At 45.3% G+C, this 15477-nt stretch carries 12 protein-coding genes and 2 pseudogenes; 7 read left to right on the top strand and 7 right to left on the bottom strand.

Features of this window, described 5'->3' with window-relative positions:
• The first annotated feature begins 2 nt into the window (after positions 1 to 2).
• The 4 genes from C6P39_RS19465 to C6P39_RS19480 all read left to right on the top strand — a co-directional run bounded on the left by C6P39_RS19465 (position 3) and on the right by C6P39_RS19480 (position 7687).
• Positions 3 to 3146 (top strand): hypothetical protein, encoded by a 3144-nt coding sequence (locus tag C6P39_RS19465; protein WP_104804907.1) that lies wholly within the window; start codon positions 3 to 5, stop codon positions 3144 to 3146.
• Positions 3147 to 3240: 94 nt separating this feature from the next.
• Positions 3241 to 6207, top strand: coding sequence for a DUF6273 domain-containing protein (locus tag C6P39_RS19470; RefSeq protein WP_158661639.1), 2967 nt, complete (start codon positions 3241 to 3243; stop codon positions 6205 to 6207).
• An 83-nt stretch (positions 6208 to 6290) separates the two neighbouring features.
• Positions 6291 to 6770, top strand: a complete 480-nt coding sequence (locus C6P39_RS19475; RefSeq protein ID WP_104804909.1) for a phage holin family protein — start codon at positions 6291 to 6293, stop codon at positions 6768 to 6770.
• A gap of 47 nt (positions 6771 to 6817) precedes the next feature.
• Entirely contained in the window at positions 6818 to 7687 is an 870-nt protein-coding gene (locus tag C6P39_RS19480) for a GH25 family lysozyme (protein ID WP_104804910.1), read from the top strand.
• Between the two features lie 358 nt (positions 7688 to 8045).
• Here the strand turns inward: C6P39_RS19480 and cas6 are convergent, their stop codons facing one another.
• The 6 genes and pseudogenes from cas6 to C6P39_RS19495 all read right to left on the bottom strand — a co-directional run bounded on the left by cas6 (position 8046) and on the right by C6P39_RS19495 (position 11744).
• On the bottom strand, positions 8046 to 8789 hold the full coding sequence (gene cas6 / locus C6P39_RS19485; protein ID WP_104804911.1) for a CRISPR-associated endoribonuclease Cas6: 744 nt from the start codon (positions 8787 to 8789) through the stop codon (positions 8046 to 8048).
• A gap of 56 nt (positions 8790 to 8845) precedes the next feature.
• A complete protein-coding gene (locus C6P39_RS27565) occupies positions 8846 to 9013 on the bottom strand; it encodes a hypothetical protein (protein ID WP_158661641.1) in 168 nt (55 codons plus the stop codon).
• Positions 9014 to 9220: 207 nt separating this feature from the next.
• Positions 9221 to 9343, bottom strand: a complete 123-nt coding sequence (locus C6P39_RS28200) for a hypothetical protein (RefSeq protein ID WP_278277980.1) — start codon at positions 9341 to 9343, stop codon at positions 9221 to 9223.
• Between the two features lie 90 nt (positions 9344 to 9433).
• Positions 9434 to 9586, bottom strand: a pseudogene (locus C6P39_RS27570) (ABC transporter substrate-binding protein); the annotation flags it as partial.
• Entirely contained in the window at positions 9555 to 11492 is a 1938-nt protein-coding gene (locus C6P39_RS19490; protein ID WP_104804912.1) for a recombinase family protein, read from the bottom strand. The gene C6P39_RS19490 and the pseudogene C6P39_RS27570, both read right to left, overlap by 32 nt.
• A gap of 63 nt (positions 11493 to 11555) precedes the next feature.
• Positions 11556 to 11744 (bottom strand): hypothetical protein, encoded by a 189-nt coding sequence (locus C6P39_RS19495; protein ID WP_242987085.1) that lies wholly within the window; start codon positions 11742 to 11744, stop codon positions 11556 to 11558.
• Positions 11745 to 12073: 329 nt separating this feature from the next.
• On the opposite strand from C6P39_RS19495, the gene C6P39_RS19500 reads away from it, so the two are divergent.
• The 3 genes from C6P39_RS19500 (at position 12074) to C6P39_RS19510 (ending at position 14813) form a co-directional block, all read left to right on the top strand.
• The gene (locus C6P39_RS19500) at positions 12074 to 12658 is read left to right on the top strand and encodes a 50S ribosomal protein L25/general stress protein Ctc (RefSeq protein ID WP_095170545.1); all 585 of its coding nucleotides are present in this window, start codon (positions 12074 to 12076) and stop codon (positions 12656 to 12658) included.
• A 107-nt stretch (positions 12659 to 12765) separates the two neighbouring features.
• On the top strand, positions 12766 to 13116 hold the full coding sequence (locus C6P39_RS19505) for an arsenate reductase family protein (protein WP_095170543.1): 351 nt from the start codon (positions 12766 to 12768) through the stop codon (positions 13114 to 13116).
• 299 nt (positions 13117 to 13415) lie between these two features.
• On the top strand, positions 13416 to 14813 hold the full coding sequence (locus C6P39_RS19510) for a sensor domain-containing diguanylate cyclase (RefSeq protein ID WP_104804914.1): 1398 nt from the start codon (positions 13416 to 13418) through the stop codon (positions 14811 to 14813).
• A gap of 76 nt (positions 14814 to 14889) precedes the next feature.
• Here C6P39_RS19510 and C6P39_RS19515 read toward each other — a convergent pair.
• Positions 14890 to 15354 (bottom strand): annotated as a pseudogene (locus tag C6P39_RS19515) (ABC transporter substrate-binding protein); the annotation flags it as partial.
• Positions 15355 to 15477: the final 123 nt, after the last annotated feature.

Below are 15477 nucleotides of genomic sequence, written 5' to 3' on the forward strand. Positions count from 1 at the left end.
TTATGGCGATAACCAACAGAACGGGGCTGAAAGAACAACTCATCCCCTCAAAGTTACTGCCCGGTGAGTTGGCCATTGCCACAGACACCGGCAATGCCTGGTACTGCTATGCTGCAGGCAAGGTTATGCTGATGGCTACGGCTACAGATATTGAGACCTTGCGGCAGGAGGCCGGTAACTACCAGGAGGCCCAGCAACTTATCATTGACCGGATCCAGACAGCAGTCAGCAAGAATACCGCCGATATTGTTGCTGATGAAAGGGCAATCCTGCAAAATCAGAGTGACATTGCCAGCCTGCAGGCGGGACTTCAGGCCACCAATCAGGATGTGGTCAAGATGAAAAATGAGGTCCTTGCCCAGATAGATAAGGACCTGGATACCATAGAGAGCAAAGTCACAGCCAACACCCAGGATATCGGGAAAAATACCCAGTCCATCAAAACGCTGGAGGCCAACGCCAGTAACATGTCCGGGGATATTGCAGATGCCACAAACTCCATACGCACGCTGGACGAAAGCCAGAAAGCCATCCAATTAATGCTGGCAGGCAAGATCGATGATGCCTACGTGGAGGACGGCTATCTCTACATGACCAGCAACAACGAGGTTGTGGTTGGACCCCTGGGACCGTTTTCGGGCGGCGGTGGAGGCGGCGGCACTGGCAACAATGCGGTGCTCACTGTATCCAATACGAGCGGGTGGTTATCCAAGTCCATTGCGACCGGGGCAGAGTGCGTTATCAGCATATCCTGGACATCCCTGGAGGATGAGCTGCCAACTGGTAACGGCACCCTCAAAGTCACCATCAATGGTCTGGTCAAGACCACCCAGGACGTGGCACAGGGCGCTGTGACCGTGGATATATCTAAGTATCTGGCAACAGGTGCCAACATGGTCAAGGTCAACGTTACAGATGCATACGGCAATGGCCGGACCATCAACTACAGTGTATCCGTGGTGGAGGTCAGTGTATCATCAACCTTTGACGTCAGCGTGCCTTACAGCGGGCCTATCACATACACATATACTCCCGTGGGTAATGTCACCAAGACCATGCACTTTTTGGTGGACGGAGCGGAGCTGGGTACAGCAGAGGTATCTGCATCCGGTCGGCAGCAATCCTATGTCATACCGGCACAGTCTCACGGAGCACATAGCCTGCTGGTGTATTTTACAGCCACGGTTGACGGAGTTGAGATTAAATCCAATGAGCTGTACTACGAGCTGATCTGCACCGTAGCCGGGGAGGATGCACCGATTATCGTGAGTAACTACAGGGGCACAAAAGCAGAGCAGTACGCATCTATTGTTATTGAGTACATGGTGTACAATCCTTTGAGCATGACATCAGAGATAATCCTGTCTGCAAATGGCACGGTAGTAAATACCCTGACAGTGGACCGTACACAGCAGATCTGGACATACCGGGCAGACAGAGTAGGGAAGCTGTCTCTGGAGATTAGATGCGGGGATACACACAAGGTAATTACACTCACGGTAACAGAGAGTAGTATGGACATAGGCGCGGAGACGCAGGACCTGTCGTTGTATCTGTCAAGCTATGGCAGGAGCAACAATGAGGCTGATCCGGGCACATGGAGCTATGGCGATATCCAGGCGGTGTTTACCGGGTTTAACTTTACATCTGATGGCTGGCAACTTGACAAGGATAATAATACAGTGCTGCGGGTATCCGGTGACGCCCGGCTGACGATACCGTACAAGGCTTTTGCGCAAGACTTTAGGACCGGGGGCAAGACCATTGAGCTGGAATTTGCAACGCGGGATATCATGGACTACGATGCTGTAGTGGTATCTTGTATGTCAGGCAACAGGGGCATTGAGTTGACAGCACAGCGGGCGGTGCTCAAATCGGAGCAATCCGAAATATCAACCCAATACAAAGAGGATGAGCATGTGCGCATCTCTTTTGCTGTCGAAAAGAGGGCTGAGAATCGCCTTATCTACTGCTACATCAACGGCGTTATGTCCGGGACCGTGCAGTATCCGGTTGACGATGATTTTGCCCAGGTTACTCCGGTGGATATCAGCATAGGCAGTAATGACTGTACCATTGACCTGTATAACATCCGGGTATATGACAATGACCTGACCAGGCACCAAATGCTTAATAACTGGATCGCTGACACGCAGGATGTTGATGAGATGCTGGATAGATATACACACAATAATGTATTTGACGCATACGGCAGTATCGTCATTGCCCAGTTGCCAAAAGACCTGCCTTATTTGGTATTGGAGGGGGCCGAACTCCCACAGTACAAAGGCGATAAAAAGACAGTATCTGGATACTATGTGGACCCGCTACATCCAGAGAGGAGTTTTACTTTTACCAATGCCCAGATTGACGTCCAGGGTACCAGCTCACAATACTATGCCCGCAAAAACTACAAAGTCAAGTTTAAGGGCGGATTTATCCTGACTGACGGCGTGACAGTCCAGGTGTACTGCATCCGGGAGGACGCGATTAGCACCAACACATTTACTTTTAAGGCGGATGTGGCGAGTTCCGAGGGAGCCAATAACGTGGAACTGGTAAGGCTTTACAACGACGCCTGTCCATATAAGACGCCGCCGCAGGTCAATAACCCAAATATCCGCCAGGGTATTGATGGGTTTCCCATTGTCATGTTCTGGAGCAATGGCAACAGCACCATATTTTTAGGCAAGTACAATTTTAACAATGATAAAGGTACTCCCGAGGTCTATGGCTTTGCGGCCGGGGACGAATCCTGGGAGATATTAAATAACACCAGCGACCGGGTACTGTTTAAATCGGCTGACTTTGCTAATACCGACTGGATCAATGACTTTGAAGGCAGGTATCCCGACGGCAATACAGATCCGGCGCAGCTCAGTGCCCTGTCGGCATGGCTTGTCAGCACTGATCAGGAGGCGGCTACGGGAGCAGCCCTTGCAAGTCCAGTCACCTATGGCGGAGTGGAGTACACTGCAGATACGGCAGAGTACCGGCTGGCTAAGTTTAAAGCAGAGCTGCCGGAGCATGTGGAGCTACAGAGTGCCTGCTTTTATTATCTGTTCACGGAGCTGTTTCTCATGGTGGATAGCCGCGCGAAGAACATGTTCCCGACTATATTTGATGGAGGTGAGACAAATGGGTAAGTGGTGCTTTTTGCCATATGACTTTGATACCGGGCTGGGTATCAATAATGAAGGCTCACTGGTATTTGGGTACGAGCTGGAGGACATTGACCAGGTGGCCGGAGCTGATGTCTACAACGGGCAGCACAGCGTGCTCTGGACAAACCTGCGGCAGGCGTATTTTGACGAGATTAAGGCCATGTATCAGGATTTGCGCTCAAAAGGCAAGCTCTCATATGAGGATACAGAGAGACGATTTGAGGAGCACCAGGCGCGCTGGCCGGAAGCAATATTTAACGAGGACGCCTACTTTAAATATTTGGCTCCACTCATTGAGGACAGCAGTGCAGCATACCTGTCCATGCTCCAGGGGAGCAAGGCAGAGCAGCGTAAGTGGTGGCTGTACAACCGGTACAGATACCTGGATAGCAAATATAACGCCGGGGACGCCCTGTCAGATGTGATCACAGTCAGGGGTTATGCCAAGGCGGATATCACGGTGACACCATATGCGGATATCTATGCCAGCGTCAAGTACGGCTCTTATCTGGTCCAGCAGCGGGCTTTGAGGGGCAACAGCTACACATTGCAGTGTCCTCTGGACAATGTTAATGATACTGAGATATACATCTATAGCGCGTCGCAACTTAAAGATGTGGGGGACCTGTCAGGGCTGATGGTAGGCTATGCGGAGTTTTCCCTGGCCACGAAGCTGCAGGCGCTCAAACTGGGGGATGCCAGTGCGGATTACAGTAATACCAACCTGGCAGACTTACATCTAGGCAATAATGTCTTGCTACGGACCTTGGACGTGCGTAACTGCCCGAATCTGACCCAGGCCGTAGATGTGTCTGGATGTAGTAACCTGGAGCATGTGTACTTTGACGGGACCGGAATCACCGGTCTGTTATTGCCGGTAGGCGGTATCCTCAAGACACTGCACTTGCCAGAGACAATCACCAACCTGACAATCCGCAACCAGGCCAGCCTGACTGATCTGACCATACCGTCATATGCGGGCATATCTACTCTGCGGCTCGAAAATGTCAGCAGTGCAGTGGACAGCAAAGCTATCCTGGAGGCTATCCCAGCCAATAGCAGGGTACGTCTGATAGGCATTGACTGGGCTGCAGGCACAGCGGACGTACTGATGGATATTATTACGCTCCTGGACAGCATGAGAGGCCTGGATGAGGCTGGAAATAATACCGACATGGCGCAGGTGTCCGGTAGCATATCCGTGGATACCGTGACCGGGGCACAGCTTGCAGAGATTGCGGGGAAGTATCCGGATATCCGGGTGGCTTATCAGCATGTGACCAGTAACCTGTATTTTTACAGCGAGGACGGTAGCACTCTGTTATATACGCAGGCTATCGTGGATGGCGGTAACGGCACTTACAGCGGCAGCACACCGACAAAGACCAGCACGGCACAGTATACTTATAGCTTTGCTGGATGGAGCAAAAAGCCGGGAGGAGCGGCGGACAGCACAGCTCTGCAGGCTGTTACTGCGGACCGGAGCGTGTATGCGGCGTTTACGGCGAGTATCCGTAAGTATACCGTTAGATTTTACAATGGTAGCACTCTTTTGCAGACTGTTAATAACGTGGCTTATGGTGGCAGTGCGACGTACACCGGGGATACGCCGGTAAGCACAGAGGGTAGTGCCGAGGACTATCCATTCGAGGGCTGGCAACCTACGGGCAAAAATATCACAGGTAACACTAATTGTTATGCGCAGTTTGGTAGTCCATTGGAAGTTAAGGAGATTACGGATGACTGGGATACCATTATTGCTAATATTGATAATAACACTTATAAAGATAAATATAGCGTGGGTAATTATAAGCCGATTGACCTGGGCAGTGAAGGCATTATTAATATGCAGATTGCCGGCTTTGATGTGGATGATTTTGCAGATGGTAGTGGTAGAGCTCCGATTACTTTTATTAGTAGAGAGTTATTAACAGAAAAGAAAGCGGTACTAAACACAGGCGAATACTCTTATAAAAACTGGGCCACATCACCACTCCGTTTATATATGCAAGACACCCTTAAACTATTATTTCCTGAAGTGGTGCGCAATAGGATTGCGGTTGTAAAAAAGGAAACGTTATCAGTTATTGGAAGTACGTGGGGGGCACCCGTGTCAGAAGAGACAGTATGGGCACCGAGCTCTGCAGAGGTTAGCAGTGAAGCGTCGTGGCGTGAAAAAATACGTTATGAAATTTTATTTCCACCGAATGACGATGATTCAAGAAAGAAATATATTTATAACAAAGAAATCGATGGCGCACAGATGTGGGCTACAAGAAGTGGATGGGCTGGCTTATATGTGGTTAGAGCAGATGGGACACTAAATATAAACGATGAATCGCAGCAGTACGTGTGTTTTGGCTTTTGCCTACGCGGTCCCAAGGAAATCACCGACACCTGGGAAGAAATCTTTGCAGCAGAGGCGGATGGGACGTACAAAGAGAAGTATCAGGTATCTGATTATAAGCCGCTTGACCTGGGCAGTGAGGGTATCATCAATATGCAGATTGCGGCCTTTGATACAGATGATTTAGCGGATGGCAGTGGAAAGGCTCCAATTACATGGATAGCTCAAAATCCTCTCTATAATAAACATCGCATGAATCCGAAATACATTGAAAATGAGGATGGAACTTATCAGGAAGGAACGGGTGCTGTTGATGGATGGGGAAAATGCGAGTTAAGGGATTACTTAGCCAATACCATTAAAAATCTATTTACCGAAAGTGTGCGTGTCCAAATAAAAGAAGTCAACAAAGGGTATGAAGGATACGATACTGTGGGAAGAAAACAGAAAAGTGCTATTTCAAAAGATGAGATATGGATTGCTGCTTACGAAGAAATCAACAGGTGGAATGCTAAATATAAAGAACTGTTCCCTAATGAGCCTAGCCGCATAAGAAGACACAATGATAAATCGGTAACTTGGCAATTAAGGTCTGTAGGTACTGTATCTCAATACCAGTGTATTACTCCATTTGGGGTAGGAAGTTCTAATTTAACTGATAAAGAGAACTATATTATTATTGGCTTCTGCACCTAAAAGGAGAAAAACAACATGCCAATCCGAGCCAGGCCGCACCAGCGGTCTTTTATTATGCGTAAAATCAGAAGGAGAACAAATACATGGACAAATACAATGTGATCAAAGCAATATTATCTGGAACAGTGGCTGCTATCTCAGCCAAACTGGGAATCCTGGGGCCTATGCTCCTGGCCCTTACCGGGGTTATGATCGTGGACTACATAACCGGGATGTTAGCCAGTAAGAAGGAAAATAATATCTCCAGCCGGGTAGGCATGTGGGGAATCGTCAAGAAGCTCCTGTATATCGTTGTGGTTGGCGTCGGGATGCTGATGGACTGGCTCATCCTGACCACAGCAGAGAGTATGGGAGTACATATCCCTCTTGCGACATTTTTCGGGCTGTTGGTGGCTGTATGGCTCATTATTAATGAGCTGATATCAATCCTGGAAAATCTGACCAGAATGGAAATACCTATGCCGGGATTTTTGCTGACGGTTGTGCAGCACTTTAAAGTGGCCGTGGAGTCCAAGGGAGATGAGCAGGCCGGGAATATGGACGATAAATCAGAGGGCGAGTAAAATCGCTCTCTTTTTGCGCCGGCGCAACGCTGGCAGAAAGGAGTGTTATGCAGTTAAGAATAATTGATGTAAGTGAGCACAATCAGAAAATTAACTGGGCAGAAGCCAAGAACCACATAGACGGAGCAATCATCCGCTGCGGCTATGGGATGGATATGGCTTCCCAGGATGACAAGTGGTGGAAATACAACGCTGACGAGTGTACACGCCTTGGCATTCCCTTTGGGGTGTATCTGTACTCATACGCCAACACAGACAAGAAGAGCCGCAGTGAGGCCACTCATGTGCTCCGGCTGATTAAGGGCTATAAGTTGTCCTATCCGGTATATCTTGACCTGGAGGAGCAGGCCAGCCCGGATACACGGCCTCATGCAGTGAGAGGCGCCAAGATATTTGCGGATATCATTGAGGAGGCGGGATACTGGTGCGGCATCTATGCCAATGAAAACTGGTACAAGACAGTCATTGGCAGTGCTCTGGACAAGTATACTAAGTGGGTTGCCAAGTACAGCAGCAAGGCCCCGGACGTCCCCAACGTGGATATCTGGCAGTATAGCAGTTCCGGCAGCGTCCCAGGGGTCAGCGGCCGAGTGGACATGAATTATTGTTACAGGGATTTGGCCGGAGAGATAGCCGGGAAACCGACAGCAGAGAATGTGAAGGAGGGAAGATATATGTTCAAACCGGAAAACGTAATGAATGGAAGCCAGGGAGCCAGTGCCCTACTCCTGCAGAGGATACTGAAAGGCATGGGAATCTACAAGGGCAACCTGGACGGAGATTCCAGAGGGCAGACGGTGACTGCTATTAACGCTTACCAGACACAGCGCCGCAAGCAAGGCATAGAAGTTGGCACCAATGGACGTAATGACGGGTGCTGCGGACCTGCTATGTGGAGAGACATTATAGGCATCTGATAATAACGTAGCCCCGGTGATGAGCCGGGGCTTGTTCCTCATAGGTACGGTATAACAAAAGCATAAAGAGTTTTTTGGCTGTGAAGGACTGGAAGAGTTTCAATTCCTCATAGGTACGGTATAACATCTATAAACATGAAGAAAATGCAGAAGATATTCTTCGTTTCAATTCCTCATAGGTACGGTATAACAACAGGTTTTAAAACATTCTTTCTCTTCATTATACTATCTTTTAATGGTTTTTCAACCTTTTTCAATCAAATAGTCGGTCGATGTCAAAGTTGACAGATTGCTCAAACCCTTGCTTTTACTGGCTTTTTACACTTGACCGAAAATTCCTTTTACCCTGACCGACTTTTTAGATTATATCAAACATCCCAAATCCCTGAGAGTTTTTGCCTCCCAGGCCCGTCTGATACAGGAAGTCCAGATATTTTCTTTCTCCATTCAGATAATATTCTCCCATCCACCCACTGATATAAAAATTTTTGTATTTGGTAACATATTTATTTTTGCTATTTACCTTGGCAGGCTTTAACCATATGCCATTTTGGGGCGGAACCCCATAGCAGGCCATATATTTTCGGATAAAATTATCACTGACCATCTGTGGAAACTCTTCATCATCCGGTGAGTAAAAGTAGGTTTCCTTTGTTCCGGGGACTGTAGAGTATACAGAGATAGGAGACCGCATTTTAATATGGATATTTTCAGATTCCACAGTGGTGTCTGAAAGATAGACATCAACTTCACTGAAGTGTTGTGACCCATAATATATACCATTCTTCATAATATTATCTGCCAGTATTTTAATCATGAACAAATCAGGGCTACGGACCTCAAATGAAACCTCCTGGCGGAAAATAATGTTCTTTTGTTGTACTTCGTATTTCCCCTGCAGCAAGCTGAAAGTAAACAGCTTAAAACTACGTTCTCCATATGTATATCCATGATTGTGTAAGTAGCTGCTATATCCATAGGAAGGATTAAGATTCTTATAGATTATTGCCTGTAGTATGTGATGATAACTCAGCGGTAAGACCAATTTGTCTGCTATCTGGTGTTTTATTAATAATTGCATGATAATACCTCCTACTACCATTATACAATGTAGATATGATTTGAGATATCGGCTATTTGACAATTTAGGACTGGAATTTATTTCTTTCCTTTATTTTTAAAATTGTATGTACACCCAATTGCCACTCCGGCCACTAAGCCAAGTGCTAAATTATCCAATAAGAGCCCAAATAGCATTCCTAAACATAGTCCAATTGCTAGGCTATCATTATTAGAATTACGGTCGTCACTTTTCTTGTTTTTCAATATTCATTCCCCTTCATTACTTAATTCACCTTTTAAAAACTATTCTAAAAGGACGGGAGACAGTTGTCAAGAGACACAAAAAGGCCGGCACCATTACAGCACCGGCCAACAAGTCGAATCAGAGGCTATCCATACCTCTGGTTACAATTTAAGCTTACTATATAATAGGTATAGTTGCAATATGTAGTCGCAGACGTTTTTCGACATTTAGTCTTCTTCCTCCAGCATACGCTGGCATATCCATTCAATGTATTCCGGATCTACTTCAAATTCAGGATTAGCTTCAAAATCCAGGTCGAATTCCCTATTCTTATTCTTTTCATTTTCCATGTTTTCACCTCCCCATTAAGTTTAATATCTGAAGTGGTCATTTTACTACTGGTAAATAATGGTAATAATTTAAAGGTGTAGTAATCATATAAATTCAACAGTAAAGTCACCCTGACCACCAGAAAAAGCAGCAGCAGTGGAACCGAAATCAATACTCTGGTCAATATTCATATCCTTCTGCGGGTCAAGTCCGTTTTGTTTCAGGATATACTCAAATACCATTTCCGGCATACCACCTGTTCGTCTCATTACCATGTAAATGAGAAGTGCAATCGGGATAAGGCATCACATTTTCTTGAAAATCCCCTATTATTTTTTCTATCTCCTCTTTTGTTTTAATGACAGCATAAGGTTTCCGCGGATTTTCCGCCGGTTCTATCAGTCCTCTGTCTATCATCAGATGAATATATGGCAAAACGGATTGTTTGGAAAATTGATATCCAATGGCAGTCAGTTTTTCTGAGAGATAATTAGCAGAGGTAAAATTACGATCATTTTCAGAAATGAGTTTCATGGCAGCCAGCATTATTTCCTTTTCTGATCTGTTTAATTCTTCTGAAGGGCTATAAGGGATTAAGCCCGAAAGACCATATTTTAGCTCAATTTCAGGCAAACCGTTTTCATCTACTTCAATTCTTTCGATCAGAAGCTCCATATCTTTCCTATCTAATGTTCCGCTTTTAATGATTTCATCTACAACATCGAGGGCTGTCGGTAAGTTTTGTTTGGCATCCGGTGTTTTCAGACGGGTATCCTGCAAGGTGTTAAGATGCAGTTCCAGAGCGTGGATACGGGTTAAAAAGTCATTCTGTAAATCATGATAGCTTTCATGGATCAGGTCATAGCTGTCAGCATTTTCTGCTAAGTCCTTTACTTTTTGGGTAAGCAGAGATTTTAACTGCTTTTTTTGAATCTCAATGGATTCCCGGATTTCCTGACATTTTTCTTCTATAGTTTTTTCACCGGATTCAAAATCCTTCAGATCATATGCAGCTATCCTTTCAGATAAGGTATTTCGGCATAGGCGGATATAGTTCATTACATCATCCATTAAGTCATTTTCTTCCGTTAAGTGCGCCTTGGGGCAATATCGTTTCCCCTTTGTATTGTAGGTGCTGCAGATATAATATTTGCGCACTCCGCAGGTGGTCTTACGGACAATAGGTGTTAAACGTTTTTTACAGTCTTTACAAAACAGGCAGCTTCCGAATGGATTCGGGATGTTTGTCTCTGCCCACTGCCCGTGGTTTCCATGATAATTTGTCTTTACACGCTTTTCTTTCATTTCCTGTACAAGTTCAAATGTAAACTTATCAATGACAGCAGGATGATGATTCTCAAAAATATTTTGTTCCTCTTTTGGTACCCGCCTGTCTTTACCGTGTACGGTTGCTCTTGCCCTTTTATGTAAGCGGTAAGTTCCAATATAAAAATCATTGTCCAGAATTTCTTTTACCGTATTATCAGACCATTCTGCAGCAACCTTTCTTTTGCTCAGTCTGCCTTCTGCAAGTTCCCGTTCATGGCGAATTGCTGATGGTGTAGGGATATGCTGTTTCGTTAGGTATGCTGCAATTTTGCGATAGCCGCAGCCCTGGATATAAAGCTCATATATCCTCTTGATCTGTCTGGCCTCTTCCGGTACAATTTCTATGATACTCTTATCCTTAGTATTTCTTTTATACCCAAAAGGGACATGTGTCAGAAGCGTTCCCTCTTTTTGACGGGCACCGAGGACACGCCGAATCTTCTTGCTGGTATCTTTTACATATTTTTCATTGTACCAAGTCTTAATACCAATCACATCATCATCAGGTGATAAGGAATCATAATTATCGTCAATGACAACCAAGCGTTTTCCGCGTTCTTGAAATTCATCCAAAAGTAAGAGCACTTTTGCATTATGGCGGCCAAGCCGAGAGAAATCTTTGACAAACACAGTATCAATATCCTTATCTAAATCTTCCATGAGCTGCTGAAAGCCAGGACGGTCAAATTTGTAACCGGAAACGCCATCATCCTCGTACCAACGGTCAATTACGGTATTTTGAGAAGCTGCATACTGTTTAATAATAAGTTTCTGATTTTCTATTGAAATGTAGTTACGCCTGTCGTCATCCCTTGACAGTCTGACATACCCAGCATTCATAATGAACCCTCCCAAAAATCTTATTACGATGTGCTTACCGGACATACCTGCTTTGAGCAAAGGTCAGTTTGTCTTGTTAGCATAGTGGTTTTTGATCAATTCCTTTAATCCTTTATGGATATCATTCTCTTTCTGGCTGTCTTGATAGGTAACGACCCGAAACCCCAGATCTGTGTATTTCCTTTTCGTGTTTAAATAATCGGTCTGAGTCTGAAAATCAGATTTCCAGAGGTAGTGGGTTGGCTTCTTCAAAATGATACCTTCTTACTTGATCATCTTATGAGTAAAATATGTAAAAACGTAAAATGTGTGCACCTTTGGTCATCCTACTTTATTTCCGGATCAGCATTTCCTGTGTTTTAAAACCGACTTTTCTTAGTCCGCTATGAGGGCGGACGTAAAGGGAGGAGTTGACAGGCATGTTATAATATATATAGTGCATACAGAACTTCCATATAGAAAGCTCCTAACTACACGTTACACGTAGTGAGGGGCTTCTTTTTTTCATAGTTTGAAAAAGCGGAAAGTGACTGCCGTGCACCGGACGCATTGACGCTGCAATTTATAGGAGGTATTGGATCATGACCACATTACAAGCAGAAAAAAGAAACCCGGAAATAAAAGCAAAACGCTTAAGACGTGAGGGGTACGCCACAGGTACTCTGTCCGGCAGGGGGATGAAAGAGACCATTGCACTTCAGTATCCCGAGAAAGAAGCTCTGCAGTTCATCAGAGGGAACAAAGAAGGGTCACAGGTTATATTGGAGATCGGTGGAAAGAAGATCAGTGCCATTACAAAAAATATTGCGTATGATCCCTTGAAAAAGCAGATACAGGCCCTTGACTTTCAGGCACTCGTGGCAGGCGAGAAGGTTTCCACGTCGGTACAGATTCATTTTACAAATGAGGATATAGTACAGGGGTTTGTAAGTCAGGAGCTTACAGAGGTGCATTACAAAGCAGACCCGGCGAATCTTCTCGAACCAATCGAGATAGATTTTGGAAAAATACCGCCTGAGATCAAGAATTATTATGTGAGAGACCTGAAATTAGACGAAAAGAAAGAGATAGAGCTGATCACACCTGAATCTGCGCAGATTTTCCATATCGGGGAAGTGACAGTGGATGCCGGTGAAGAGGAAACATCAGAAGAAACAAAGGAGTAATTCCTGCTTGGCCCAGTGTCAGTTTGCGGCTGCAGAGGAGATGGCTTTTTTTACGGATATATGGTATAGTTTATCCATTAGAATAGATATAAGTCAGGAGTGCAGGAATGAATATACAGATTTTCGGAACGGGCAAATGTTTTGACACTAAGAAAGCGATACGTTATTTCAAAGAGCGGAATATAAAATATCAGTTTATAGATATGAAAGTAAAAGGAATGAGCAAGGGAGAATACAATAGTGTAAAGCAGTCAGTAGGCGGTCTGGATGCCATGCTGGATAAAAAATGTAAAGACAAAGATGCTCTGGCATTGATAAAATATATCGCAGACGAGGAGAAAGACGAAAAGGTCTTGGAAAATCAAAAGGTATTGAAAACACCAATTGTCCGGAATGGAAAGCTGGCAACAATTGGTTATTGTCCTGATATATGGAAAAATTGGAACGAAAAAGGCTGAGAAGCAAAGATCGTGAAGATGGTAGTGAAGGAGGGGCGTAATGTAAGGCATCCCAAGATGGATGACCTCCTTCCCAAAGGAGTAGAGATTAACATATGAGACAGTGTCCTTTTGGATGCTGTCTTTTTTCAGCCTTCGTTTGACGCTGATCTGCCCTTATGCCGCAGGCTTCAAAGTTCAGTCTGATTGGCTTGGAGGAGCCTGGGAGACACAGCGTTAACAGCCAGCAGTATTATTGTTCGACTTTTTTTGCATATTATGGTAAAATGAAACTATATAATATGAACAAGGAGTGGAAGATGATGCAGGGTTCATACGAAATGCTTCTCTCGGATATAGCCGTCCTCCTGGCAGGAAACCAATTTGACACGGAGGCTGTCAGCAAGTCTTTGAAGCTGATTTGTGACAGCTTTTCTTTTACATACGGCGCCGTATATGAGGCAGATAATTCTGAACATTTTAATCTGATGGAAAACGTTACTTTAAATCAAACGGCTCTCCGCCAGAGATTTTCCGTGAAAGAACTGACCACGGAGCAGTGCAGTTATTTGACTAAAAAAACAGTTTCTTATATCACCCGCAATGAACATAATACGCTTTGTGAAACAAAACTGCTCACCATGTTCGTGGCCTCCTCACTGGTAATAGCGCCCATAACAGATGAAAGCTTTTGTATCTATGGTCTGATCGTTTTCTTTGACACAGCTTCGGAAGAAAAACGCACGGAAGCTGTCCAAGAGACATTGTCTGTTATGCTCCCAATGCTGGTCAGGTATATAGGCGTGAGGATGTATCGGTACATGCTCTCCCGGTCGCAGGCTTCACTGGAAAACATACTGGACAATACAGGGATTGATATTTACGTCAATGACTTTTACACGCATGATATCCTGTATGTAAATAGATCAATGGCGGAACCTTACGGGGGACAGGGACAGTTCCTCGGAAGGAAATGCTGGGAAGTCCTTTTTCCCGGGCAGAATGGCCCCTGTGATTTTTGTCCGGAAAAATATTTGATCGATGACCAGGGAGAGCCTACCAGGGTATACACCTGGGATTACCAGCGCCCCTTCGACGGATCGTGGTTCCGTGTGTTCAGTGCGGCTTTCCAGTGGGTGGATGGCCGACTGGCCCATGTAGTGAGCAGTGCGGATATCACCGACAACAAAGAGAAAGAAGCACTGATCCAATACATGGCAAACTATGATTCCCTGACAAATCTTCCCAACCGCAGGATGCTGGTAAACGACTGCAAGAAACGCATTGATCTGGCCAGCGATACGGAGAAAGGCTATCTGCTGTTCTTTGATATTGACGGTTTTAAAAATGTTAACGATAATTTTGGCCACGATGCCGGCGATGAACTTTTGATCGCGCTGGGTAAATTTTTCTCGGGTATACCTCTGTTGAAGGACAGCATCTACCGCAATGGCGGAGATGAATTTGTGGCCATTATCGGGGGTGAGTCCATCACAAAGGAGAATATACAGAATCTCACCCGTTTTATTCTTGCCCGTTTCAGGAAGCCCTGGATACTAAAAGCAGGAAGTATCCACTGTAATACCAGTATCGGTGTGGCATGTTTTCCGGAAGACGGGTGTACAGCCGAGGAACTTCTCCGCAAGGCAGATATGTCTATGTATCAGGTGAAAAAATCCGGCGGAGGCGGTGTGTGTTTTGGCTATCAGCTTCTGTGATCTACAGCAGGGAAAAATGATCGGATGCAGACAAGATGAGAGGATGATATGAAATTTACATTATATGCAGGCAGACACCTGCCCGACCGCCCAGAATATCTTTGCCTTTCAGATCGCTCCATTTGAAATCAGGCATCTCTTTTCTGGCTACCAGGAAATTTCCTGCCCGCTGTGTAAGCTGTGCAAAGTTGACAACAGCGTCATTGGCACCTTCCTGGTAAGCATACACGGAAGCCTCTGCGCCCATAAAGCCGATGTCCGCATCGCCGGAGAGGACGGCGGTCATAGTCTTGTCTGCGCCAAAGCCGGTCACACATTCTAAGCGGATCCCTTCTTTTGTAAAGTACCCTTCTTCAATTGCCACATACTGAGGTGCATAGAAAATGGAATGGGCAACTTCATTTAATTTTACATCCACCAGTTCTTTTTCCGTCTTGGAATCTTTGGGATTTTTCTCACTTTTATCTGACTTTTGGCAGCCTGTAAGGCACATGGAAGTACAGAGTGCCACGGCGAGTAAAACGGATAAAATCTTTTTCATAGTTCCCTCCTGTTTTGGTACTACGTTTTGAAACATATAATGTAACTGTTCAGTATCTTCACAGGTACAAGCAAAAATCCACGCAGAATCGCCTTTGGGGATAGGGTTTTTGCCTGGCTGCTG

This window comes from Blautia marasmi, from assembly GCF_900258535.1.
Lineage (GTDB): Bacteria > Bacillota > Clostridia > Lachnospirales > Lachnospiraceae > Blautia > Blautia hominis.